This window comes from Candidatus Pantoea communis (genome assembly GCF_011752685.1).
In the GTDB taxonomy this organism is placed as follows: Bacteria; Pseudomonadota; Gammaproteobacteria; order Enterobacterales; family Enterobacteriaceae; genus Pantoea; species Pantoea communis.
In genome coordinates this window covers 52,330-75,822 of record NZ_VWXC01000015.1, presented here as the reverse complement: position 1 = coordinate 75,822, position 23,493 = coordinate 52,330, and the positions used below count along the sequence as shown (strand labels likewise).

General features: G+C 54.9%; 18 protein-coding genes and 2 pseudogenes. 12 read left to right on the top strand and 8 right to left on the bottom strand.

What is annotated here, in order from left to right; genetic code table 11:
• Window positions 1-48: 48 nt before the first annotated feature.
• Complete coding sequence (locus F3J37_RS19150) at window positions 49-1,578, bottom strand: Fic family protein (protein WP_034823387.1); 1,530 nt, start codon at window positions 1,576-1,578, stop codon at window positions 49-51.
• A gap of 618 nt (window positions 1,579-2,196) precedes the next feature.
• Between F3J37_RS19150 and F3J37_RS19145 the strand changes: the two genes are divergently transcribed.
• From F3J37_RS19145 to F3J37_RS19110, 8 genes are all read left to right on the top strand, one after another.
• On the top strand, window positions 2,197-2,829 hold the full coding sequence (locus tag F3J37_RS19145) for an RraA family protein (RefSeq protein ID WP_034823386.1): 633 nt from the start codon (window positions 2,197-2,199) through the stop codon (window positions 2,827-2,829).
• 63 nt (window positions 2,830-2,892) lie between these two features.
• Window positions 2,893-4,233 (top strand): MFS transporter, encoded by a 1,341-nt coding sequence (locus F3J37_RS19140; protein ID WP_166935116.1) that lies wholly within the window; start codon window positions 2,893-2,895, stop codon window positions 4,231-4,233.
• Window positions 4,234-4,273: 40 nt separating this feature from the next.
• The gene (locus F3J37_RS19135; protein ID WP_034823384.1) at window positions 4,274-6,361 is read left to right on the top strand and encodes a hydantoinase/oxoprolinase family protein; all 2,088 of its coding nucleotides are present in this window, start codon (window positions 4,274-4,276) and stop codon (window positions 6,359-6,361) included.
• Window positions 6,361-8,043 carry a hydantoinase B/oxoprolinase family protein gene (locus F3J37_RS19130; RefSeq protein WP_034823383.1) on the top strand — a complete coding sequence of 561 codons (1,683 nt, stop codon included), beginning with the start codon at window positions 6,361-6,363 and terminating at the stop codon, window positions 8,041-8,043. The genes F3J37_RS19135 and F3J37_RS19130 overlap by 1 nt, the downstream gene beginning before the upstream one ends.
• A gap of 2 nt (window positions 8,044-8,045) precedes the next feature.
• Window positions 8,046-8,855: an SDR family oxidoreductase gene (locus F3J37_RS19125; protein ID WP_034823382.1), complete on the top strand. Its 810-nt coding sequence runs from the start codon at window positions 8,046-8,048 to the stop codon at window positions 8,853-8,855.
• Between the two features lie 19 nt (window positions 8,856-8,874).
• A complete protein-coding gene (locus F3J37_RS19120; protein WP_034823381.1) occupies window positions 8,875-10,026 on the top strand; it encodes a pyridoxal phosphate-dependent aminotransferase in 1,152 nt (383 codons plus the stop codon).
• Window positions 10,027-10,054: 28 nt separating this feature from the next.
• Entirely contained in the window at window positions 10,055-10,675 is a 621-nt protein-coding gene (locus F3J37_RS19115) for a TetR/AcrR family transcriptional regulator (protein WP_080748146.1), read from the top strand.
• A gap of 120 nt (window positions 10,676-10,795) precedes the next feature.
• Window positions 10,796-12,067 (top strand): Glu/Leu/Phe/Val family dehydrogenase, encoded by a 1,272-nt coding sequence (locus tag F3J37_RS19110; protein ID WP_166935115.1) that lies wholly within the window; start codon window positions 10,796-10,798, stop codon window positions 12,065-12,067.
• Window positions 12,068-12,216: 149 nt separating this feature from the next.
• Here F3J37_RS19110 and F3J37_RS19105 read toward each other — a convergent pair whose 3' ends face one another.
• Complete coding sequence (locus F3J37_RS19105; RefSeq protein ID WP_072016993.1) at window positions 12,217-12,519, bottom strand: hypothetical protein; 303 nt, start codon at window positions 12,517-12,519, stop codon at window positions 12,217-12,219.
• 345 nt (window positions 12,520-12,864) lie between these two features.
• On the opposite strand from F3J37_RS19105, the gene F3J37_RS19100 reads away from it, so the two are divergent.
• Window positions 12,865-13,980, top strand: coding sequence for a metallophosphoesterase (locus tag F3J37_RS19100; RefSeq protein WP_166935114.1), 1,116 nt, complete (start codon window positions 12,865-12,867; stop codon window positions 13,978-13,980).
• 194 nt (window positions 13,981-14,174) lie between these two features.
• On the opposite strand, the gene F3J37_RS19095 is transcribed toward F3J37_RS19100, so the two are convergent.
• Both F3J37_RS19095 and F3J37_RS19090 read right to left on the bottom strand, forming a co-directional pair.
• Window positions 14,175-14,447: a HigA family addiction module antitoxin gene (locus tag F3J37_RS19095; RefSeq protein ID WP_034830822.1), complete on the bottom strand. Its 273-nt coding sequence runs from the start codon at window positions 14,445-14,447 to the stop codon at window positions 14,175-14,177.
• An 87-nt stretch (window positions 14,448-14,534) separates the two neighbouring features.
• Window positions 14,535-15,304 (bottom strand): annotated as a pseudogene (locus F3J37_RS19090) (arylamine N-acetyltransferase family protein).
• A gap of 36 nt (window positions 15,305-15,340) precedes the next feature.
• Here F3J37_RS19090 and F3J37_RS19085 point away from each other — a divergent pair.
• Window positions 15,341-16,821 (top strand): annotated as a pseudogene (locus tag F3J37_RS19085) (aminotransferase-like domain-containing protein).
• A gap of 166 nt (window positions 16,822-16,987) precedes the next feature.
• Here F3J37_RS19085 and F3J37_RS19080 read toward each other — a convergent pair.
• Window positions 16,988-18,079 (bottom strand): NADH:flavin oxidoreductase/NADH oxidase, encoded by a 1,092-nt coding sequence (locus tag F3J37_RS19080; protein WP_034830824.1) that lies wholly within the window; start codon window positions 18,077-18,079, stop codon window positions 16,988-16,990.
• 431 nt (window positions 18,080-18,510) lie between these two features.
• Between F3J37_RS19080 and F3J37_RS19075 the strand changes: the two genes are divergently transcribed.
• On the top strand, window positions 18,511-19,707 hold the full coding sequence (locus tag F3J37_RS19075; protein ID WP_230599251.1) for an MFS transporter: 1,197 nt from the start codon (window positions 18,511-18,513) through the stop codon (window positions 19,705-19,707).
• 72 nt (window positions 19,708-19,779) lie between these two features.
• On the opposite strand, the gene F3J37_RS19070 is transcribed toward F3J37_RS19075, so the two are convergent.
• Window positions 19,780-20,691 carry a LysR family transcriptional regulator gene (locus F3J37_RS19070; protein ID WP_034830826.1) on the bottom strand — a complete coding sequence of 304 codons (912 nt, stop codon included), beginning with the start codon at window positions 20,689-20,691 and terminating at the stop codon, window positions 19,780-19,782.
• A 216-nt stretch (window positions 20,692-20,907) separates the two neighbouring features.
• On the opposite strand from F3J37_RS19070, the gene F3J37_RS19065 reads away from it, so the two are divergent.
• Window positions 20,908-21,078, top strand: a complete 171-nt coding sequence (locus F3J37_RS19065) for a DUF2256 domain-containing protein (protein ID WP_072017069.1) — start codon at window positions 20,908-20,910, stop codon at window positions 21,076-21,078.
• A gap of 14 nt (window positions 21,079-21,092) precedes the next feature.
• Here the strand turns inward: F3J37_RS19065 and F3J37_RS19060 are convergent, their stop codons facing one another.
• Both F3J37_RS19060 and F3J37_RS19055 read right to left on the bottom strand, forming a co-directional pair.
• Window positions 21,093-22,544, bottom strand: a complete 1,452-nt coding sequence (locus tag F3J37_RS19060) for a sugar porter family MFS transporter (protein ID WP_034830827.1) — start codon at window positions 22,542-22,544, stop codon at window positions 21,093-21,095.
• Between the two features lie 261 nt (window positions 22,545-22,805).
• Window positions 22,806-23,393 (bottom strand): PNPOx family protein, encoded by a 588-nt coding sequence (locus F3J37_RS19055; protein WP_230599254.1) that lies wholly within the window; start codon window positions 23,391-23,393, stop codon window positions 22,806-22,808.
• Window positions 23,394-23,493: the final 100 nt, after the last annotated feature.

The following is a 23,493-nucleotide window of genomic DNA, read 5'->3' as shown; positions in this document are numbered from 1 at the left end:
CTCCTGTAAGGGCGTTTATGTTCAGAATTGCGTCCAACCCAACTGTTCTTAACTCCCCTCGTCAAACGCCGACTTGACCGCCTCAACGATCTTCTCCGCCCTTGCCGTATCCTCTAGCGGCGGATACTCCTTTCTCAACTTTCCTGACACCTGCCAGCCATTCTCTTTCAATGATCGGATTATCCGATTCGCATCCTGATCCGGCATCTCCAGCACTTCCTTCAGCCTCTCCTGCGCCTTCTGGAATATTGTCAGCAATCTGGCTTCATCTGCCATTTCGACTCGCACGGTGTGCTCAATCACTTTCGCGGTGTACAACACGTGAGAGGTCAAATCCGGGTAGCGCCAGGCGTAACGCGCATCTTCGTAGTCGGCGAAGGTGAAGTTGCTCGGTGTACCGTCGTCATAGGTCACAATCTCACCAAAATGGCATGAGGTGGCATAGCGGCGCATCAGGCGTTTGGAGAACACTTCCAGCGTGCGGTCATAGCCAACACGGAAATCCAGTGAGCTGGTGATGCTGGCCGAGACCGGCAGGATAACGCCTTCAGGAATGGCGCCGTCGCGGATTAATGAGTCATTAATCAGGAAGCGGTGAATACGGCCATTCCCGTCGCGCATCGGATGAATATACACAAAGCCGAAGGCAATCACGCCCGCTCTGGCCAGAGGCTCGGCGCCACGGGTGGCGAGCTCAAACTCCTGCAATCCGCGCATAAACTGCGGCAAATCTTCAAACTGCGGCGCCACGTAATGCACGATATCTTCGCGCATCGTGGCCTGTCCGACAAACACCGGCGAGCGACGCAGCCCCAGTCCCAACGCCTCGTGACCGAGAATGCCTCTTTGCAGAATATGCAGGCTTTCATCACTGAGCGGGTCATCGATCTGGCCGCAATATTGCGCAATCACATGGGCGAAACGCTGAATACGATCGGCCTGCTCCGCCTCTTTCTCAATTAAAAAGCTGGCACGGGATTCCTTGAAGGTCAGCCAGCTGGCGGTTCGCAGCAGAATATCTGCGCCGAAAGTATCATCCAGTTCATGCAGTGCTGCCGTGACATCAAAGGCAATGGCATTCTCAATCTCAGGCGTGCGGCGAACCACAGGGCAGAAGTCAGGCGAGCCGGGTAAGTTATCATTGATACGCCAGCGTTTATTCTTGATCGCTGAGGTGCGCGTCAGATAGTCCTTCGCGGAAATCGCCGTAATATACCCGCCGTTAGCGACATCGGGCACGTTGGTGAGCGTGTTACCTGTTAGCCATTCATAGAGAAAGCCAGTACGGCGTGCGTATTGGCCAAAGGGCTCGCGCAGGCACCAGCTTTCGATCGGTTCAGGGCCGATGGCAGCGAAGAGCCGGGCAAAAAACTCCAGATGGATCTCTTCATATTTGAGGCCAAACGCAAAATGGCCTGAGAAGCTATCGTCAGGTTGATAGCTCGGAGGATAGCGCTTTTCGATGCATCCCTGGTTCTCATGGGTGGCGCGAACCGTGCCAATAGCCGATTCCACGCGAAGTGGCTGAACCAGTTCAATGTGATAGCGCTTGCAGAGCGCCTTAAATCCCACCAGCATCGGCTGATTCCTTTAACATTCAGTTGAAAACGGTAATTTATCCGCACTATAACGCGAAAACACTAACAGCGCGAGGCAACTCGACTAATACGCACGCTAAAATGCTAACAAAAACGCCCTGGAAGCTGAAAATGATAATTTACGCCGTGTGTGAAAAGCCACTCGACGAACTGCCGAGGAATAAGCTGTAGGCGGTCAATTGTTTTCACCGCAGTTAGGGTTGCCCTTAAACGGTGCAGTTAATCGGTAATGTAGTAATGGGAAATAGCCCTTCTAAAGAGAGATATAGCTAAAAAATTATAACTCAATGCACCATTATTGTGATGCGATCGTCATATTTAACCATTGGCGTGCTATTTTTGTGCGTGACGTCAAAATAAATTCATAAGAAAATAATATAGAAATGAATTTATAAATTCAGGCTGTTTTTTATCCATTGAAACCAACAGAAAATAGTCATTAACTTCATGGCAATACGCTAGAAACCCTTCATGGAAAGCTTCCAAAACTCAGCTAAAAAACCACATTTTCATCCTGATAAGCGTATTGCTAACGCAAATTTAAAAGTGATAAAACATTCTCACTTGATAAATACTTTTCACTTAAAAGGTGGTTGGCATGGCACTCGAAACAGCTTACGTCCGTATTCCAGAAGCATGGAACCGTCCCGATAAAAAATGGCTTGCCGCATTCGCTGATTTTCCCGTTGCCAATATTGGTGATGCAATGGAAAGACTGAACATGTGCGATGCCGGGATCGTTCCGGTCACCACCCACACCGCGTTCGTCGGCTTTGCTTTTCCTGTACTGGTCACGCCCGGCGATAACGCTGCCGTTATTCGTTCACTGGATTATATCCAGCCAGGCGATGTGATGATGATCAATGGCCAGGGCCACATTGACCGCGCCCTGGTGGGTGAACAACTCACCCAGCGATTTCAGCATGCGGGCGCCGTCGCACAGGTGATTGATGGTGCAGTGCGTGACCGCAAAGTGATTGAATCGACGGGTTTACCGACCTTCTGTCGCGGCGTTTCTCCTGCTGGCCCGTTCAAAAATGGTCCGGGCGTGATCGGTGAGCCGGTGGCGATTGGCGGCGTGGTATGTGCCGCAGGCGATATTGTGGTGGGTGATGACGACGGCATCATTGTCATTCCTTTCTGGCGCGCAGAGGCGGTATTGGCGGAAGTGCGCGAAGTTGCCCGACGTGAAGCAGAAATGACGGCGGAAGTGACCCGTCAATATAAATAAAGTCAGGCCAATACCGTTTAAGGCCTTCCGGGGATTAATCACGCTTAACTCAGGGCAAAACAGATGACGAAATCACATGCCGCAACAATGGATTACGCACTGCCGAAGGATGGAAAGACGAAGAACAACGTTGTACGCCGCGCGTCAATCGCAGGCGGAGTCGGTTCGTTTGTAGAGTGGTATGACTACGGAATTTACGGCTTGCTGGTGAGTTCACTGGTGCTGGTGTTTGCCGCCAGTGACATGAACACCAGCGATGCCGGATTGATGCTCACCTATGTCGGCTTCACCGTCAGCTTTGTGGTGCGTCCGTTTGGTGGCGTGATTTGTGGTTACCTCGGTGACAAAATTGGACGCCAAAAACTGCTGGCGATCCTGTTACTGATGATTTCACTGGCAACCGCCGCGATAGGCCTGTTGCCGAGTTATGAAAGCATCGGCTGGGCCGCACCCACGTTGCTGAACCTGCTGCGCATCGTGCAGGGGTTCTCCGCCGGTGGTGAAGTGTCCGGGGCCGGTTCTTTTGTGGCGGAGTATGCGGAAGACCATCGTCGTGCAGTAGTGATGTCGCCGCTGGTGATGGGTTCCTTTATCGCGCTGCTGTTCGGCAGCCTGTTAATCAGCGGCTTAATCAACGTGTTTGGTGTCGATGCCATGAACAGCTGGATGTGGCGTATCCCGTTCCTGCTGGCCATTCCAATGGCGCTGATTGGCGTCTACATCCGAACCCGCATCGAAGATACGCCGCATTTCCAGATGGTGAAGGCCAGCAAGCGCGTAGTGCGTAACCCGATCCGCGAAGTACTCTCCTCAAAACGCCATCTGAAAGCGATTGGTCTGGCCATCACCCTGCCAGCCGTGAACGGCCCAGGTTATTACATTCTGTTTGTCTACATGCCGACTTATCTCAATAAGGTGATGCACTTCCAGCAGATTCAGAGCCTGATGGTGACGGCCTGCGGTCTGTTAACCATCGTCGGTGCCATCCCGCTGATGGCGTGGCTTTCCGATCGCCTCGGCCGAAAACCGCTGTTGATTGCCTCCGCGATTGCCATGGCCGTACTGGCGTGGCCGTGCTTCTGGTTACTGACGCTCGGTATGTTCCCGCTGGCCTGCATGGCATCCATTCTACTGGCCTTCGCCTTCGCCGGACACGCGGGCGTGATTCAGGCCACGCTGGCAGAGATGTTCCCGACCAACGTGCGTTACAGCGCCTACAGCATTGGCTTCAATCTCTCGACGGTGATCTTCGGCGGTTCCGCACCCCTGCTGATGACCTGGATAATCGGCATGACCGGTATCGCCAGCATCCCAAGCTACATGGTGATTTTCACCGCAGCACTGACGCTGATCAGCGCGCTGTATCTGAAAGAGACCGCCGGCAAGCCGCTGGCTGATGAATAAGCACTGAATACAAGTACTCACTCAGGATTTCGAGGTCACTATGAAAAACGCGTCACCCTGGCGGATAGGGTTTGATATTGGTGGCACCTTTACCGATTTGGTGCTGTTAAACGACGTCACCGGCGAAGCGATTCGCCATAAAACGCTGACCACGCCCGAAGACCCTTCCGAGGGCGCTTACACCGGGCTGACTCAACTGGTGGAGATGGCGGGACTCAGCGCCAGTGACATTCACACCATTACCCACGGCACCACGCTGGCGATCAATTCACTGCTGGAACGTCACGGCGCCAAAACCGCATTGGTGGTGACACGCGGCTTCCGCGATGTGCTGGTGTTAGGACGTGAGTATCGCTATGACATCTATGACCTGAACGGTGCACCGGCGAAACCACTGCTGACACGCTCGCAGGCTTATGAAGTCAATGAGCGCGTCACAGCACGCGGTGAAGTGGTCACCCCGCTTGATGAGCGAGAAGTGGTGCAACTGGCGGCTGAACTGCGCTCACAAGGTTATGAAGCGGTGGCGGTTTTGTGCATGCACGCTTACGCCTGGCCCGATCATGAAAATCAGATCGAGGCGATTCTCAGCCGTGAACTGCCGGGCGTATCGATCTCGGTCTCTCATAAGGTGTCCCGTGAGATCCGTGAATACGATCGCGGCGTGCTAACGGCGATGAATGCCTTCGTGCAACCTAAGGCGCGTCGTTATATGGCGCGGCTTGAGCAAAAATTGCGCGAAGGCGGTTTCGCCTGTGACTGGCTGGTGATGGGCTCCAACGGAGGTTTGATGGCGCCGCAGGTGGCGGCCGATTATCCCACGCGCATCATCGAATCCGGCCCGGCAGGCGGGATTGTGGCGACTGCCGCGTTTGCCCGTAAGAACGATGAACATCAGGTGCTGGCCTTTGATATGGGCGGCACCACCGCGAAAGCCTGCGTAGTGCGTAACGGCGAACCTTCCATCACCACCGATTATGAAGTGGGTCGCGCCGACCGTTTGCTAAAAGGCAGCGGTTTGCCGGTCAAGTTGCCGGTAGTCGACATGATTGAAATCGGCGCAGGCGGCGGCAGCATCGCGCGCGTCGATTCACTTGGCCTGCTGGAGATTGGTCCTGAGAGCGCCAGCGCCTGGCCGGGACCGGCTTGCTATGGCCGTGGCGGAGAGCTGCCAACGGTCACTGACGCCAACCTGGTTCTGGGCCTGCTGGATCCCGATGCCTTCCTCGGTGGCCGGATGCGACTCGATGTGGAGGCAGCCCGCACCGCGATCCAACGCATCGCGGCACCGCTGGGGTTAACAATTGAAGAGGCCGCATGGGGCATCCACGAAGTCGCCAACAGCAAAATGTCCGAAGCGCTGCGCACCCACTCGGTTGAGAAAAATGTCAGCCCGTCACAGATGACCATGCTGGCATTTGGCGGCGCGGGTCCGAGTCACGCCTGGTCGCTGGCCAAACAGCTCAGTGTCAAACGGGTCTATTTCCCGAACGGCGCGGGTGTCTATTCCGCTTTCGGTTTGTTAACCGCGCCGCCAAGTGCTGATTTTGTGCGTGCCGATCGTTGCCGCCTGCAACCCGGCATTGACGTCGCTGCCATCAATGCGATCTTCGCCGAGGGATTCGATGAAGCGATGACCACGCTGGCCGCGGCAAATGCCGATCCTGCCACCGCCATTCAGCAAAAGCTCGCCGGCGTGCGTTATGTCGGTCAGGGATCAGAACTGACCGTGATGTTGCCTGACACCTTCCTGAGCCACGGCGATGTACAAGCGCTGATCGATACCTTCGAAGCCGCCCATCTGGCGCGCTTTGGCCGCACGTTGCCGGGGCAAGGTGTAGAAGTGGTGAACTGGCGGGGGCGCGTACAAACCACGCCTCCGACACTCAACACTAGCGATCAGCTGCGTCATCCCGAACCGGACGCGCGTGAAAAAAGCCTGCAGGTTTATCTCGGCCGTGAACAGGGCTACCGCCCATGCCGCGTGATCCCGCGCAGTTTGCTGGTCACGCGAGTGGCAGTGCAGGGTCCGGCACTGCTGCAGGAGAAAGAGTGTGCAATCTATGTCGGTCCGGGTGCTTCTGCGCAGCTGGATGAACAAGGCAATATTTTGATGGAGCTGAACTGATGGCGACAACCACCCCTGATAACCTACGATTTCTCGAGGATCCCATCAGCCTGCGAATTACCTGGGATCGCCTGGTGAGTATTTCTGAAGAAGCGGCCGCCACGCTGGTCAACATGGCGTTCTCCAGCATTATCCGGGAAGTGGGCGATTACTCCTGCCTGCTGATGGATGCCAGCGGCAGTTCCCTGGCACAGCCGAAAGCCAGCGTACCAGTGTTTATCGGCACCCTGCCCGCCACCGTGCGCCATTTGCTGGCGAAATTCCCGGCTGACACCCTGAAACCGGGTGACAGCCTGATCACTAACGATCCCTGGCTCGGCACCGGTCATCTCAACGACGTAACGGTGGTCACGCCGGTGTTCCGCGACGGCAAACTGGTGGCCTTTACCGGCGCAGCGGCACATATGTCGGATATCGGCGGCTCGCTGAATATGGGGTCCTCGCGCGACATGTATGAGGAAGGGTTCCTCATTCCACCGAGCAAGCTGATGATGGAAGGTCAGGTCAATCAGCAACTGCTGGATCTGTTCCTCGCCAACGTTCGCGCACCGGACCAGGTGGAAGGCGATCTGCACGCAATGCTGGCCGCTAACCAGATTGGTGCTAACGGTTTGCTGGGCCTGATGGATGACCTGAAACTGGAATCCGTCACCCCGCTGGCAGAGAAAATCCATTCGCTGACCGAATCCGCGATGCGCAAAGCCATCGAAGCGGTGCCGGATGGTCGTTACGAAGCGGCGGTCGATATTGGCGACTATGAAGGCGATATTCACCTTAATGTGGCGGTGATTGTCGAGGGCAGCAATATCACCATCGATTACGCCGGTTCTTCGGCCGAATCGATGTTTGGCAGCAACTGCCCGATGTCCTTCACTTACGCCTACAGCGTCTATCCGCTTAAGTGCCTGCTGGAACCGCATCTGCCTAATAATGAGGGCTGCTTTAAATCCATTACCGTGACTGCACCGGAAGGATCGATTGCCAACGCGCGCCCGCCTTGTGCGGTTGAAATGCGCAACCGCGTTGGTCATATGGCGCACGCCGCGATCTTCACCGCGCTGTCAGAGATCATGCCAGATCGCGTAATGGGCCACTCGGGAAGTGCGCCAGTGACCTGTGACGTGTTTGCAGGCCAGTTCGATGACGGTCGCCGCTTTGTCGAGAGTCTGTGTGTTAACGGCGGCACCGGCGCACGACCGGCAGCGGACGGGATTGTCACTGGCTTCCCGGGCAATATGTCTTCCACCCCGGTCGAACTGATTGAATCCGCCACGCCGCTGCTGTTCCTCGAAAAAGCCATCGTGCCGGATTCCGGCGGTGCGGGACGTTATCGCGGCGGCGTGGCACAGCGCATGGTGATTCGCAATACCAGCCAATATCCGCTCTCGCACAGCATGTTCTATTCGCGCCAGAAACACGCGGCAGAGGGCGTGCTGGGCGGATCGGCAGGGGCACCTAATTTTATCGCCATCAACGGTGAATCCCTCGCCAAACCGGTTGGCCGTCATGATGTCCTGCCGGGCGATGAAGTCACCATCCAGATGCCAGGCGGCGGCGGCAAGATGCCGGTCGCTGAACGTGACCCCCAAGCTATTTTGTGGGATTTACAGGAAGGCTACATCACCGAGGCGGGAGCGCTGCGTGATTACGGCGTGGACGTCGCAGCACTGAACAGGAGCTAAGCATGGAACAGTTAACGGGAAAAGTAGTGATCATTACCGGCGCCGGCAGCGGCATTGGTAAAGCGGCTGCCGCAGGTTTTGTGCAGCGCGGCGCGCGCGTGGTGCTGGTGGGTCGTCGTAAAGCGGTGCTGGATGAAGTCGTGGCGGAACTGCGTGAGCAAGGGGGTGAAGCCTGGGCTTATGCCGCTGATATCGCCAGCAAGACTGAGGTGAATGCGCTGGTTGCCTGGACGCTGAGTAAATTGGGCGAGGTGGATATTCTGGTCAACAATGCCGGCAGCGCCAGCAAAACCCTGAACGCGCGCTGGATCGAGGAAGAAGAGTGGGATCAGGTGCAGGACGTCAACATGAAAGCCGTGTTCCTGCTGACGCAGGCGCTGCTGCCTTCCATGCTGGCACGTAAAAACGGCACCATCATCACCGTGTCATCTCTGGCGGCGCTGCGTCCAAATCTGCTGGGTGGCGCAGCCTATGGTGCCGCGAAAGCCGCGGTGCGCAATTTCATGACTTATCTGCACAACACCTTCCGCAATGACGGCATCCGCTCGACCTGCATTCTGCCAGGGGAAACGAACACGCCGATTATGGATAACCGCGCCAACCCGCCGCTGCAAAGCATTCGTGACCATATGGTGCAGCCTGAGGATGTCGCCGACGCCATCCTGCTATGCGCCAGCCTGCCGATGCGCACGGTGATCGAAGAACTGATTGTCGCGCCGACCTTCCTGCGTGACGTTTCCGGCGATCTGGAGATCAGCCGCTGGAAAAATGCGCCCGCAGAGTGCAAAGCCGAGCGTTTCAACCACAACTGATCCCCCAGGAAGGTCAATAATGTCTGCCAAACTGTTTAAAGCATCCGAAGCGGTACTGCGTGTCGAACGCACGTCACTGCGCGTACAGCAGCCTGCCTCCAGCAGTGACATGGTCTCGCTGGCGATGGGCGAACCCGATTTTGATACCCCACCGCGTATTGTCCAGGCGGCGGTTGAAGCACTGCAACAGGGCTATACCCATTACGCCCCTCTGCTGGGCGATAAAACATTGTGCCAGGCGCTGGCCGACGACGTCTCTGCGCGGAGCGGCATGTCGGTTAAAAACGGTGAAGTGCTGGTGACTCACGGCGGTACCTCCGGCCTGGCTGCCGCGATCCTCTCTATCGTCAATCCGGGCGATCGCGTCGTCATCCCGGATCCGACTTATTCGCTGTATGCCGACCTGGTCAATATGGCGGGTGGTATCTGCATTCCTATGCCGTGCCGCAGCGATTTGCACTGGGATTTGGATCGTCTGGATAAAGCGCTGGAGGGCGCCAAACTGTTTGTGTTCTGTAACCCAGGCAATCCCACCGGCATCGTGCACAGCCGCGAAGAAATTGAAACGCTGGGTAAGCTGGTTAACAAACACAACAATCTGGTGATTGCGGATGAAGCTTACAGCGATCTGGTGTTCACCGATCGCCCTTTCACTTCAGTATTGCAGGTGCCCGCCTTCGCTGGCCGCACGCTGTACTGCCAGACCTTCTCAAAAAGCTACGCCATGACCGGCTGGCGCGTGGGCTATCTGGCGGGACCCGCTGAGATGATCGCTGCCGCCGCGCGCGTCCACAATAGCGTCAACGGATCGGTGAACAGTGCAGTGCAGCGTGCAGCACTGGTGGCACTCACGCAGTGTAAAAACGACGTCAAACGTATGTATGATGTCTACCGTGAACGTCGCCAGTTAATGATGGAAGGTCTGTACGCCATCCCGGAGCTGTCGCTCAATGAACCTGAGGGTGCATTTTACTGCTTCCCTTCTTATTCATTGCCGATCCCGGCAATCGAAATGGTCGCGCTGCTGCGTGAACAAGGCATTGCCGTCCGTCCAGGCAGTGAGTTTGGTGCAGCAGGTGAGCGCCACCTGCGCTTGTCCTACGCGGCCAGCAATGAGGCGATTGTCGAAGGCGTACGCCGCCTTAAGCGTGCTCTGGCTGGTTTGAACTGAGACGTAAAACACAGGAATAAAACCCACCATGGCGGGAAGACCGATGCGCAGTGATACCGAAAGAAACCGCAAAAACCTGATTCAGGCGGGAGCCCGCTTGTTTGAGCATGCAGAAAACCCGATAAGCCTGGCGGAGATTGCCGCCGAAGCCGGCGTATCCGTTGCTACGGCCTATCGCCAGTTTACGTCGGTAGAAGAGGTGCTGAACGCCTATCGCCAGGAAGTGGGCCAGCTTTTGCTCGATTTCAGTCTGAGCCAGAGCTGCGCGGGCCTGCAGAAACTGGAGAACATCAGCCGGCACTGGATCAAACTGGTGCGTGAGAACGGCGCCGCAATGGTGCCGATGCGTAACCGCCGTGGCTACCTGGAACGTTTATGGGAAGGCGCGGACTACCTGAAAGTACAGGCGGATGCGCTGCGTCCGGCGTTACGCGAAGCGATGGGTGAAATGGATCTGCCGGACATTGGTGATAAAGCGATTTTCCTGTGGAACATCCTGTTCGATCCCCGTGAAATCTTTGACCTGCTGGATACCGTTGGCCTGACGGAAAAACAGGTGGGTACGCAGTTGATGTCGGTGCTCATTGGCGGCCTGCGTGGTTTCGCCACCGCCAATGAATTCAGCGTGGAAGCTTGCCGCACTAAGTAAATATTGGGGCCGCCACTCAGCGGCCTTTTCCCTCTTCTTTTGATGATCACAGCCACTGTGAGGGCTTCCTGCATCCTGAATTGAGGTGGCAGCGCCTGCGCGGTGCAAAAAGGTGAAATGATGACAGCGCTTTCCTATGTATCAGAAGATAAACACTCTCCCTGGGCGACCCATCTGGCGCAGGTCGATCGCGTCCTTCCCTATCTGGGCGAACTTTCACGCTGGGCGGATACGCTGCGCCATCCTAAGCGTGCACTGATCGTCGATATCCCGCTGGAGATGGATGATGGCAGCGTCAGGCATTTCGAAGGCTACCGCGTGCAGCACAATCTTTCACGCGGGCCGGGTAAAGGCGGCGTGCGTTTTCACCCGGACGTGACGCTGGATAAAGTGATGGCGCTGTCAGCCTGGATGACGGTGAAATGTGCGGCGATCAATCTGCCGTTTGGTGGCGCGAAAGGCGGTATCCGCGTCGATCCGCGAGAGCTATCCAAAAAGGAACTGGAGCGACTGACGCGCCGCTATACCAGCGAGATTGGCAGCATCATTGGACCGCAGCAGGATATTCCGGCACCGGACGTAGGCACCAATCCGCAGGTGATGGCATGGATGATGGATACCTGGTCGATGAATGTCGGCATGACCAGTACCGGTGTGGTGACCGGCAAACCGATTCATCTCGGTGGTTCACTGGGCCGCGTGAAGGCAACGGGGCGCGGTGTGTTTGTCACCGGAAAAGTTACCGCGCAGCGGATCGGCCTGGAACTGGAGAACGCACGCGTGGCGGTGCAGGGCTTCGGCAATGTCGGCAGCGTGGCCGCCGAACTGTTTTCGCAGTCTGGTGCCAGGGTCGTCACGATGCAGGATCACAGCGCCACGCTCCATCATTCAGCCGGCATTGATGTGGCGGCGCTGATTCGCTGGCAACAGCAGCACGGCAGCATCGCCGGGTTTCATGGCGCAACGACGATCAGCCACGAGGCCTTTTGGGAACAGAGTTGCGATATCCTGATCCCCGCCGCGCTGGAAGGGCAAATTACCGCAGAGAGCGCGCGAAAGCTCGTGTGTCGTATGGTGCTGGAAGGTGCCAACGGCCCGACATTGCCCGAAGCGGACGACATCCTGACCCAGCGCAACATCACGGTGGTGCCCGATGTGATTTGCAACGCCGGTGGCGTCACCGTCAGCTACTTCGAGTGGGTGCAGGATTTTTCCAGCTTCTTCTGGAGCGAAGATGAAATTAACGCCCGGCTAGACAAAATCATGGAACAGGCGCTGCTCGCGATCTGGCAAAAATCGGAACAGCTGGCAGTGAGTTTGCGAACTGCGGCTTATGCCGTGGCTTGTGAGCGCATTTTGACGGCAAGGAAGGAGCGTGGATTGTATCCGTGAGGAGAGTTCCAACTTTTAAATAGCGTGAGGGGAAGTGTTTTCATCTGCTTTGTAGGGCTTCAACGCAGAATTTTGGACGAATTGTGACAATGGATGACATCCGGATTCACTATCCGGGTGTATTCTACTGCCTGGATATTAGTGGTTAACTAGTCCTGAACGAGATGACCAAAATTCTGGAATGACTCTTCCACTAAAATATTGACGTGACAGAACACTTCATATTCTGACTGTCGGTCATAACGGAAAAAGCGTGAGATCACAACTCCCCGGAAAGAACTAAGCTCCTCGTTCTCTTCTGGATTTCCACCAATTTCAACGTAATCACCTACTGAAGGAATAAACATCACCGGTGTTTCTTCCCCAGATGTCTGAATGACACTTTCTGCCGGAGTCGGGGTTTCTTCACCACGTCGCTTATACTGAAAATCGATGCTGTACGTTATTTCCAATTTTACCTCTGGATGCCATCCGTTCGAATCGTCCACGCGGACTATACAAGCTTTGGAAGAAGACAATATCAGAGATAATATTCAGGAAGAAATAGGGAGAAGTGCGATTTTAGTCCAATGAGTTTTTAAAAGATTTCGTGAAGCACTATTTATCATCAGATAAGCCAAGCGCTATTTAGCATCATTAGTTCTCAAAATAACAAGCTGCATGAATCAAAGCCGAACGATAACAGCGGCCAAACAAACCTTTTCTATCCACTTAACTCGGGCTATAAACAGTCATAACGTCATCATCATAATTTAATTTTGCGCGGATTCAGCGCTAATCTACCAGGGAAGAGAGTGATGTTTCACCTGATTTTCAGCATACCAAGTTGGTATGTAATCGCACGTTTCGTTTTTCCATTAGCCATGCCACTCGTGTTAAAAATCATCCTATCCTTAGTGGTTCTATTGGCTTCGCAGTACCTGCTGATCAGCAGGTTTACGCCGGGTGGTATCTTCTCACCTGAAATGCCACGTGCAGTCACCATCCTGTTCAGCTGGGCCTTTGGCACAGTGCTACTACTCGCGTTCACTCAAATATTGATTGATGTGGTGACACTCATTTCCCTGCTGGTGCGGCACCCGCTGCAGATGACGCCAGGCATACGATATGGCGCTGCGCTTTTAACCATGGTTGTGGCGGCGGTCGGCGTCCATCAGGCCATACGCATCCCCGCCGTAAAAGAGGTGACGATACAAATCGATAATCTGCCGCGCGAGTTTGAAGGCTACCAGCTGCTTCAGCTCACCGACCTGCATATCACCAAAATGTTCAACTCCGCATGGACCACCGCCATGGTGAAAAAGGCCATGACGCTGGACGCGGACCTGATTCTGGTGACCGGCGATGTCATTGATGGAACCCTGGAAAATCGCAGAAATGACGTGGAGCCGCTGCGAGGGTTACATGCGCCGGACGGCGTTTATGCCATCACTGGCAACCATGAGTACTTCTTTGAACAACAACGCTGGACCGAACATCTTGCGACGTTAGGACTGCAACCTTTGCTCAACAGCCATACCCTCATTAAACGCGGCGACGCGGAGCTAGCGATCGCCGGTCTGCCCGATGTTTCAGCCTCCCGCAGAGAAGCCACTGGCCCTAACCTTGAGCTGGCGCTGGAGGGTGTTCCTGCTGATGCTCCGGTAATCTTGATGGATCATCAACCACGCAATGCGCGCCAGAACGCAACGCACAAAGTCGATTTGCAGCTATCTGGTCACACCCACGGCGGACTGATCGTCGGTTTTGACCGCTTGTTTGCGAAACCCAACGCGGGCTTTGTCTCGGGGCTTTATGATGTGGATGGCATGCAACTCTATGTGAATAACGGCACTGCGCTATGGCCAGGCATGGCAGTACGATTGGGGCGTCCCTCGGAACTGACGCGGATTACATTGCAGCGGAGAGAGTGAAGTCTTGAGTCATATCTTCTAAAAAACGTTGGGAAGAATGTGCATAGCCATGAGCCTGTTATGTGAGGCTCATGGCTTGTATTGATCCAACAAGTACTAAAAACGTTTGATCACATGGAAATCAAAATTTTGTTGTAGCCCAAAACGTCATCAGAATATGTTCAATTGGCGCCGCAGAGAGGGTCAGGTTTATATCAGGTATTCAAAACAGAAAGATCAACGGTTCTTGCCGCTCGGTCCAGGTTATAAGCCGCTTGAATACGAAGCCACATGGGGGGCGTACTTCCAATTACCGCTGATAACTTTATGGCCATCTCTGGAGTGATTGCTGTCAAACCCGAAACCATTCGAGATGCTGTGGATGGTGCAATCGCCAAAGCACGTGCTAGCTCGCGTACACCAATATCAAGGTCTTCCATGATATCGGAAATGATTTCACCCGCGTGAGGGGGATTATGAACAGTCATCAGTGATAATCCTCATAATTAAGAATCAAAACATCACATGTTCTACACGAAGCAACACCTTGCATCAAGGTTGTAGCTTTGACTGGCCTATGTACGGCTGACTAACCCAAAGTGGCTTTGCAGCACAGCAGCAATTTCCTCTTCCTCCACCCGCTGTTTTTCCACTCCACTCGCCGTCACCGTTTTCAACATATCACCCAGCAGGATCACCCGCCCCTCTGGACGATGCTGCAAAATCAGCAATTTCTGCACAAAAATCGCATCAGGATGCGTCGAGTTGAGGTAATTCGCCGGGGCAAAATCAATCCACTCTTGCGGTGACAGGTCAAAGCCGTATTGGTTACACCACTCCCCTTCTACCTTCGCCTGAAGCAGATACTCGCCATGCGCGTCACAGGTGAGTTTGAACGTGTCGAAATCCTGTTTAGTATCGCTATTGAGCTGATCTAAAGCTATGGGTGCGCGGATGCCGTAGCTACCAAACCCGAGATCGCACAACCATTGACGTCCATCGACTTCCGCCACCAGCGCCATATGGGTTTTAGGACGGCATACAGGGTAGAACATCGGCCTTGCTGCCACAAAACGGTAGGGAATACCTAACGCTTCCAGCGCCATGGCAAACAACCCGTTGACCTCATAACAGTAGCCCCTCGCCCTTGATGCAAAATCTTGTCGCAAATCTCTTCAGGCACCAGCGAAACAACTTTCCCGGCCTGCACATCGAGATTCTCAAACGGCACGGTGAACAGTTGATGGCGCATAATTTTGTGCAGCGTGGCGGAATCCGCGGCTGCAGGGCCGGTGTAATTGATGCGGCGGAAATAGCAGGAAAGGTCGAAGTTATTGCTTTGCATAGTGCCTCCTTGTCTGGTTCATGTTTGACACTATAGATGGCACCCGGCATCGTCTGTATAGTCAGATTCATTGAAAATCAGACTGTACAGATCGACATGCCCGCCTCGTCATTATCGTCCCCACATTACCGCCGCATTGCTGAGAGTCTGCGACACACCCTCGCCTCCGGTGCGCTACGACCCGGCGATCGAATGATCTCCGCACGCAAACTGGCCGAACGCGAACAGGTAAGTCTGCCAACCGCTCTGGAAGCCCTGCGTCGTCTGGAAGCGGAAGGATTGATTATTGCGCGTCCGCGCTCGGGCTATTTCGTCAGCCCGCGAAACACCGAACGGCAAATACCGCCGGCTCTGTCGGGCCCTGTGCCCGTGACCCTGTCAGCCGTTGCGCGTTCACTGTTCAGCAGCGCGGAAAGCCGTTTGATACCGCTCGGCGCTGCGCTGCCCGATCCCCACTGGTTGCCGACGGAGACACTCCAGCGGGTGCTGCAATCGGCAGGTCGCCGTCTGGATGCGCATGGCCAAAGCTATAGCCTGCCACCGGCCGGGCCGACCTGCGCAATAAGATAGCCACACGTGCCGCGCAATGGAGCGCACGCTTTAGCGCAGACGAACTTGTTATTACCGCTGGGGCGACCCAGGCGCTGCGTCTGGCACTGCGCGCCTTGTGTCAGCCTGGCGATGCCGTCGCGATTGAGCAACCCGCCTACTTCGGCACGCTCCTGCTGCTGGAGGATTTGGGCCTGAAGGCACTGCAAATCCCCACAGATCCCATTGAAGGATTGCTGCTGGCACCGCTCGCTGACGCCATTAATCGGCATCGACCCGCTGCCGTACTGGCCTCGCCTACCGTGCAAAACCCGCTTGGCGCCAGTATGCCGGTCGCGCGCAAGCAGGAGCTTGTCGCATTGCTTGAACGTGCAGGCATCCCGTTAATTGAGGACGATGTGTATGGCAATCTGGCTGGCGATGGGCAGCGACCTCCCGCCTGCAAGGCCTTTGATCAGCGTGGCAATGTGATTTACTGCAGTTCATTATCCAAGACTCTCGCACCGGGCTGGCGAATTGGCTGGATTGCCGCCGGCCGCTATCACCCCCAGGTTTTGCAGGCGCGCATGGCGGGCGACTGGGCGGGCGCGCCGTTACTTGAAACCGCCGCCAGCTACGTACTGGCCAGTGGGGACTACGAACGGCACCTGCGGCGTTTGAAGGTTCGCGTTGAGAAAGGTGTGCGAGCCGTCATCGCACGGGTTGAAGCGAGTTTCCCGCTTGGCACATGCGTTACTGCACCGGAAGCCGGTTTTTTGCTGTGGGTTGAACTTCCGCATCCGATCAATGCGCTGGAAGTGCATCGTCGCGCGCTGGCGCTGGGCATTGGGGTTAGCCCCGGACCACTGTTTTCACCGGGAGCGGAGTTACAGAACTTCCTGCGGTTAAATTGTGCCAACGAACCGACGGCACAGCTGCTCAATGCCGTGGACCAGATTGGTGCGATTTGTGACGAATTGATGGCCTGAGTTTTATATGGCGCATTAGAAATAAATACCGGGCCTTCTGGCCCGGTTCATATCAGAACTCGACGCGTGCCCCAAAGTTAAAACATCGTCCTTCCAGCATCGTCGGCTGGTTGTAGAACATTTTATAAATCGGGTCACTCCAGCAGAGCCGCCAGGCTAATTAAAATTAAACCAACGTGCCCTTCACACCATGCGGTTCAGAACGCAAATACTGTGACGGAACCTTGACCTGCGCATTCAACGCGGCAGCAGCCTGCCATGGCCAGTGCGGGTTGTAGAGCACAGCACGCCCCAGCGCGACCAGATCCGCGTCCCCCTGCTCCACCACCGCTTCTGCCTGCTGCGGATCGGTAATCAAGCCCACGCCGATAACCGGAATTTTCACCTGCTGGCGGATATCGCGTGCGAACGGCAACTGATAACCCGGCCCCACAGTGATGGATTGCTGTGGCGATAGCCCACCGCTCGACACATGCACATAATCACAGCCCTGGGCTTCCAGTTGCTGGCTAAACACAATGGATTGCTCAACATCCCAGCCGCCTTCAACCCAATCGCTGGCAGAGAGACGCACGCCAACCGGAATCGAAGCTGGCACAGCAGCACGTACCGCCGCAAACACCTTTAGTGGGAAACGTAAACGATTCTCCAGCGAACCACCGTATTGGTCCTGACGTTGATTGCTCAGCGGTGACAGGAACTGGTGCAGCAGATAACCGTGTGCCGCGTGGATTTCAATCAGCTCAATACCCAGACGTACCGCACGCTGCGCGCTATCCACAAATGCCTGTTTGATGCGCGCCAGCCCCGCTTCATCCAATGCGGTCGGTGCATGATCCTGCTCTGCAAAGCTGAGCGCTGAAGGAGCCACCGTTTGCCAGCCACCTTCACTCTCCGGCAGTTGATGCCCTCCCTGCCATGGCGCACGGCATGAGGCTTTACGCCCTGCGTGGCCCAGCTGGATACCCAGACGGATGGGTGACCAGGCGCGAATGTCAGACAGCACGCTGTGTAACGCGGCTTCGGTCTTGTCATCCCACAGCCCGAGATCTCCCGGCGAGATGCGGCCTGCCGCTTCAACGGCGGTGGCTTCCAGAATCAGCAATCCTGCGCCAGAAAGCGCCAGTGAACCTAAATGGATGCGGTGCCAGCTGCTGGCGCATCCGGCATCGGCGGAGTATTGGCACATCGGGGCGATCACGATGCGGTTCTCCAGCTCAAGCTCTCCAATCTTTGCGACACTAAATAGTTGACTCATCTTTATCCCTTAACGTTGGTAGCAGCAGTGCTGCAGAGGTTTCACCTAACTTAACACTGTTCTGACATCGGGACAGCGTCAGGGTTGAATAGCCCAACTCACTGAGATGCCGGGCTTAACACCTATAGAGGCCGCGACCAGACACTTGGTCTTTATTACTCAGTCGTGTTGTGACTATTCCTGGACTTTGCTGAGGCAGATGCCCATTCCCCCGCAACGTTGCTCAATAATCGTCCATCGCCTCTTATCGGCAACCAACCTCACCTGCTCCCTATTGACGAATTTATGTCTCCACTTCTCCGCGCATAGTGATATTTCCGCATTTTTGAAATTCCGTAAGAATTCCCCTTCCTAAACGCCCCTCAAGAATATTCACAGTGGATATTTTGCGCGGCGATCTTCACCTGCTTAATAACAACCTGAACATAGGTATGACAATGCAAAACAAGGGTTCACTCCTTTTACTGACGCTGTCCGTTGCCGTTTTTGGCGTCATCACCACGGAAATTGGCATCATCGGTTTACTGCCCAAACTCATCTCACAGCTACACGTCACGGCAACGCAGGTCGGGTATCTGGTGAGCATCTATGCGGTAATTGTGGCCATCACCGGACCGTTCATCACGCTACTGCTTTCGGGTTTGAACAAGAAAACGGTGCTGCTGGCAATCCTGCTGGTGTTTGTGGTTTCGAACCTGATATACGCCACCACCGACGTTTTCAACACCATGCTGATTTTCCGCATTTTGCCTGCGCTCACGCATGCGGTGTTCTTCTCTGTTGCGCTGGTAGTCGCCACCCAGTCCGTTCCGAAAGAGAAAAGCGCGGGGGCGGCAGCTAAAATTTTTGCGGGTGTGGCGATCGGGCTGGTGCTCGGCGTACCACTGAATACGCTGCTGGCTGAACATGTTTCGCTGGCTGCAGCCTTCTGGTTTGCGGCGGTGGCTTGCTTTATTGCGTTTCTTGGCATTCTGTTGTTCGTTCCTTCCCTGCCTGCAAAAGAAAAGGTCTCCTTTGCCAGCCAACTCAGCGTGCTGCGTAACGGCAAGCTGTGGCTGACCATCATCACCGTGACCATGATCTTTGCGGCGATGTTCTCCAGTTTTAGCTACGTGGCGGATTACCTTGCTGGCATCACGCATCTGAACAACAACACTATCAGTGGATTGTTGCTGGTATTTGGCATATGCGGCTTCATTGGTAACTTCGTGTTCAGCACTTTCCTGCAGAAAAACGTAGTGAAAACCACCCACCTCTATCCGCTGTTATTCGCGCTGGTACTGGTGCTGATCTGGATTACCGGCAGCTCCTCACTGGCCATGTGCCTGTTGACTGTTTTCTGGGGCGCATTCCACTCCTCCGGGCTGGTGATTAGCCAGACATGGCTGATGCGTGAAGCCAGCCGGGCACCCGAATTTGCCAACAGTCTTTACATGTCGTTTTCCAATCTCGGCATCACCATTGGTTCACTGGCTGGCGGCTGGTTTATTGCCGAGTTTGGCACACGCTCGGTGGTATTGAGCAGCATCATTTTTGCCGTGCTGGCGTTTATCAGCATCTTCATAAAACAGCGTGCTGACAATGCAGGTCACCGTTCCGGAACCTTACGCTCAGTTAGACAAAGTTAAGTAACAAGCTGCCATTAGGTCGACAAAATTTCGCCTCCGATCGGGGGCGAAATTGTTTTCTCTCATGCTGACTCAGTCCAGCAATCCCTCTTCCGCTGCCTTAACCAGCGTATCCACCATAAAGCGGATTTTAGGCAGCAGCTGACGGCTTTTCGGCCATAAGGCACTCACCGGCATTTCCCCTCCTGCATGTCCACTCAGCACTTCAACCAGTTCCCCACCAGCAAGATATTTCCCGACCAGCCACAACGGCAGCTGAGACAATCCGCACCCGGCGAGCACAGCCGCCAGCATCGCATCACCATCGGCAAATTCATGCGTCGCCGGCGGCGTAAAGCGCGTGACTTGCCCCAGGCTGTTTTTCAGCAGCCAGATTTTCGGTTCATTGCGACGAAGGCCAACGATACATTGGTGGTGACTCATATCAGCGGTTTCAGCAGGCACACCAGAACGTTGCAGGTAATCAGGAGAGGCACAAATAACCAGCTTCTGGGTTGTCAGACGCCGTCCTATCAGCCCGCTACTGTCAGCCAGTTCACCAATACGGACCACCAGGTCAACCCCCTCTTCTATCGGATCGACAAATCGCTCACTGAACGTCACGGTCATGGAGAGTTCCGGATACTGACGGAGCGTGCGCAGCAGATGAGGTAGGATGCGCTGCCTGCCAAACGCGGCAGGCAGATCTATCCTTAACCGTCCGGAAGGTTCCGCAATATGTGATGTCAGCTCAGCCTCTGCCTGCTCCAGAATCTCGATGGCGCTCTGACTGCTCGCCAGGAATCGTTCGCCATCCGGTGTCAGACTAAGACGTCGGGTCGAACGCAGGAACAGCTCAACGCCAAGTCGCGCCTCAAGTCGGCCGACACTTTTAGCCACAGCTGATTTGGTGAGCCCCAGACGTTCGGCGGCAGCGGTGAAACTGCCGTGCTGGGCCGTCGCCACGAACGCCGTTATCCCCCCAAGATGGTCTGTTTTACGCATGGAATGAGTTCCTGAATGATGGGCTGGCTTTCGCCTTGAAAAGAGATAGTTAGAGACGCGACGGGTTTTTATTGTGGAATAAATGTATTCAATGGAGGGTTTGAATACCAGTTAATTGCGCAAATTGGTCATGTTCTACAATCACTATTAAGGTAAACGCAGTGAGAACTGATTTAACTGGTCGATGCTGAATCACTTCGTCGCAGGCAACACAATATGAAAGACTTCAAAGGAAACAAAAAATCCCTGCCCGTCCGCTACTGCAAGCAGTGTCATAAACCGATGACCTGGCGTAAAAAGTGGGAAAATTGCTGGGATGAAGTGCAGTACTGCTCGGAACGCTGCCGCCGTGCAGCCAAGAGCCACACGGTCGGCAGCGGGTCATAATACGATTTCAACCACTACGCTGAAGCCGCCGTTTCAGTCGTGCTCTCGCCAAAATGTTCACGCATGTGCGATTCGATCTCTTCCAGCGATTTACCACGGGTCTCCGGCAACATCACCGCGACAAACACCAGCGATGCCACGTTGATGGCGGCAAAAATGAAGAATGCATTATTTCCCACCAGCGATAGCAACGGCGGGAAAGCCAACGCAACGATGGCGTTACATATCCACTGAAAAGCGACGGCTGAACCGGTCAATACGCCACGTACTTTCATCGGATACAGCTCAGACATCAGCAGCCAATACACGGGCGAAATACACATCTGCATAAAGAAGAGAAACACCAGGATGCAGGTCAGCGCCAGCAAGCTTTGCACTAAACTGTGCGGCATCAGTACCAGCACCGCTCCCAGCGCCAGCTGCATGGCGATCACCACCGATAACCCGGTGATCAGCATTGGGCGGCGACCAAAATGGCTGATCGCTTTGATGCCGGCAAAGGTCGCGATCACAGATACCACACCGTTGCCTATCGTGGCTGCGATCGACGCGCTGGTTCCCAGACCGGTACTTTTCAGAATGATGGGTGTGTAATACATAAAGGCATTCACGCCGGTGAATTGTGCAACGATCCCCATGCCACAGCCCAGCAGCAGCAATCGTACTATCCATTTTTCTTTCAGCAGTTCACGAGCGGGCGGCCCCTGACGGGCTTCGCGCGCGTTCTGGCGCATCTCCGCCATCTCTTTTTTAATTTCGCGCGGATTCTCACGCAATTTACGCAGAATACGTAACGCCTCGTTTATGCGCCCTTCGGCCACCATCCAGTGCGGTGAGGCCGGGACAAAAAAGGTGCCAATAAACAGCAGCACACCCGGGATCATCGCCAGCGACAACATATAACGCCACATGCTCGGATCGTGCAGTAACAGACTCATCGCCGCACTGACGATGTAAGCCAGCAACTGGCCTGACACAATCATCAGCTCATTACGGCTAACCAGCGGCGCACGATGTTTCGGACCCGCAATCTCAGCGATAAACACCGGAACCGTGGAGGATCCGCCCCCCACGGCGAATCCGAGGATAAATCGCATCACCACCATGATCTCAAGATTCGGCGCGATGGTGGTGCCTAATGCACCAGCAACGAATAGCACGGCCAGACTGCGCAGCGTGATTCGGCGGCCAAAGCGATCAGAGACAAACCCGCTAACAAAGGCCCCAAACGCTGAACCGAATGTGAGCGCAGAAGTGACCAGCCCTTCGGTAAAGGGCGTGAGGTCAAGTCCGCCCTGCGAGGTCGGTAAAGTCATATAGGGCAGCGCCCCGGAAATGATACCCGTGTCATACCCGAACGCCAGCGCGCCCATGGTGGCGACTAACACCACAAAGAACAGACGTTGCTGCACGGTTAAATTGAGCGAGCCGCCATCATCCGATGGGGGCGGAGAAGAATTTTGCATTTGAGCTTCCATGGGTTGCTAAAAACACAGCTAACACTGTGTAAAGAAAGGTATGAGTATAGTCAGGATTTGAAGAATGAGATCTGAGTCACGGTATTGCGTTGGGTCTGAGAGGTTTGTACAGAAGACATTTTTTGATTTTCGAATTCATATCGTGGGTTAACCCTCGCCAGCATCCACATCGCCCACAACCTGTTATTTGCGGTGCACAGATAATAAAGCGAGGCTGTTATTACGAGGGAATGGAAGGATGCAGAATCTTCAAGGGTTAATCCAGGTGGATGAAGTCAGACTTCCCGTTGCGGAATAAGTCAGTCGCGCCCTGCGATTATTGTCGCGCTCAAGGCGAAACCAGTCGAGCGACTCAGCCTGAAAAACCAACACACCAAAATGGCGCTGACCACCTTCCCCGCTCTCCTCACTTTCAGCATGCTGGGTTTGATCGTGCGGAAACAACCATTCTGCTCCCGGCGGCCCGCCTGAATAACTCCTGCGCGTCCAGACTGGCAACCCTTGCCACGTTTGCCCGGCGAGAGCGCTTGCCGGTTCATATCGTTTGAACCCCCCCTGCAAACGTAACTGCAGGCGTGATTGCGAGCAAAATCCCAATACCGTTGCAGCGGGGTTGAGGGCTAATTCCTGCCATTTTGCACTGCGGATATCGGTGTGAAACTCCAGAAGCCGCCGGGCACTGTCCGTTCGCCTTAACACCATCATGCGAGCCTGTGGTTTTAATTCAGTATTGATGGTGCAGACGTTCAGATAACGAAACCCGGTGTGAGGGTCGTTTGCTGCGTCATTCAGTTCCTGCCAGGCCATGGCATCAATATGTTCAGATTCTGGTGTCAAAAATTACGCCCCCAATGTAACGAATGACGTTAAGTATAGAGACTTGTGATTATTCATTGAGGTGTTGCGGGATTAACTTTACCTGAAGGGTGTGACGCTG

Bases quoted from the DNA above. Each gene is read 5' to 3' on its own strand.
- F3J37_RS19065 (WP_072017069.1), top strand. From the start codon at position 20,908: ATGAAAGACTTCAAAGGAAACAAAAAATCCCTGCCCGTCCGCTACTGC.
- F3J37_RS19070 (WP_034830826.1), bottom strand. From the start codon at position 20,691: ATGCGTAAAACAGACCATCTTGGGGGGATAACGGCGTTCGTGGCGACG.
- F3J37_RS19110 (WP_166935115.1), top strand. From the start codon at position 10,796: ATGACAGCGCTTTCCTATGTATCAGAAGATAAACACTCTCCCTGGGCG.
- F3J37_RS19145 (WP_034823386.1), top strand. From the start codon at position 2,197: ATGGCACTCGAAACAGCTTACGTCCGTATTCCAGAAGCATGGAACCGT.
- F3J37_RS19115 (WP_080748146.1), top strand. From the start codon at position 10,055: ATGGCGGGAAGACCGATGCGCAGTGATACCGAAAGAAACCGCAAAAAC.
- F3J37_RS19060 (WP_034830827.1), bottom strand. From the start codon at position 22,544: ATGCAAAATTCTTCTCCGCCCCCATCGGATGATGGCGGCTCGCTCAAT.
- F3J37_RS19120 (WP_034823381.1), top strand. From the start codon at position 8,875: ATGTCTGCCAAACTGTTTAAAGCATCCGAAGCGGTACTGCGTGTCGAA.
- F3J37_RS19140 (WP_166935116.1), top strand. From the start codon at position 2,893: ATGACGAAATCACATGCCGCAACAATGGATTACGCACTGCCGAAGGAT.
- F3J37_RS19095 (WP_034830822.1), bottom strand. From the start codon at position 14,447: ATGACTGTTCATAATCCCCCTCACGCGGGTGAAATCATTTCCGATATC.
- F3J37_RS19125 (WP_034823382.1), top strand. From the start codon at position 8,046: ATGGAACAGTTAACGGGAAAAGTAGTGATCATTACCGGCGCCGGCAGC.
- F3J37_RS19100 (WP_166935114.1), top strand. From the start codon at position 12,865: ATGTTTCACCTGATTTTCAGCATACCAAGTTGGTATGTAATCGCACGT.
- F3J37_RS19130 (WP_034823383.1), top strand. From the start codon at position 6,361: ATGGCGACAACCACCCCTGATAACCTACGATTTCTCGAGGATCCCATC.
- F3J37_RS19075 (WP_230599251.1), top strand. From the start codon at position 18,511: ATGACAATGCAAAACAAGGGTTCACTCCTTTTACTGACGCTGTCCGTT.
- F3J37_RS19135 (WP_034823384.1), top strand. From the start codon at position 4,274: ATGAAAAACGCGTCACCCTGGCGGATAGGGTTTGATATTGGTGGCACC.
- F3J37_RS19080 (WP_034830824.1), bottom strand. From the start codon at position 18,079: ATGAGTCAACTATTTAGTGTCGCAAAGATTGGAGAGCTTGAGCTGGAG.
- F3J37_RS19150 (WP_034823387.1), bottom strand. From the start codon at position 1,578: ATGCTGGTGGGATTTAAGGCGCTCTGCAAGCGCTATCACATTGAACTG.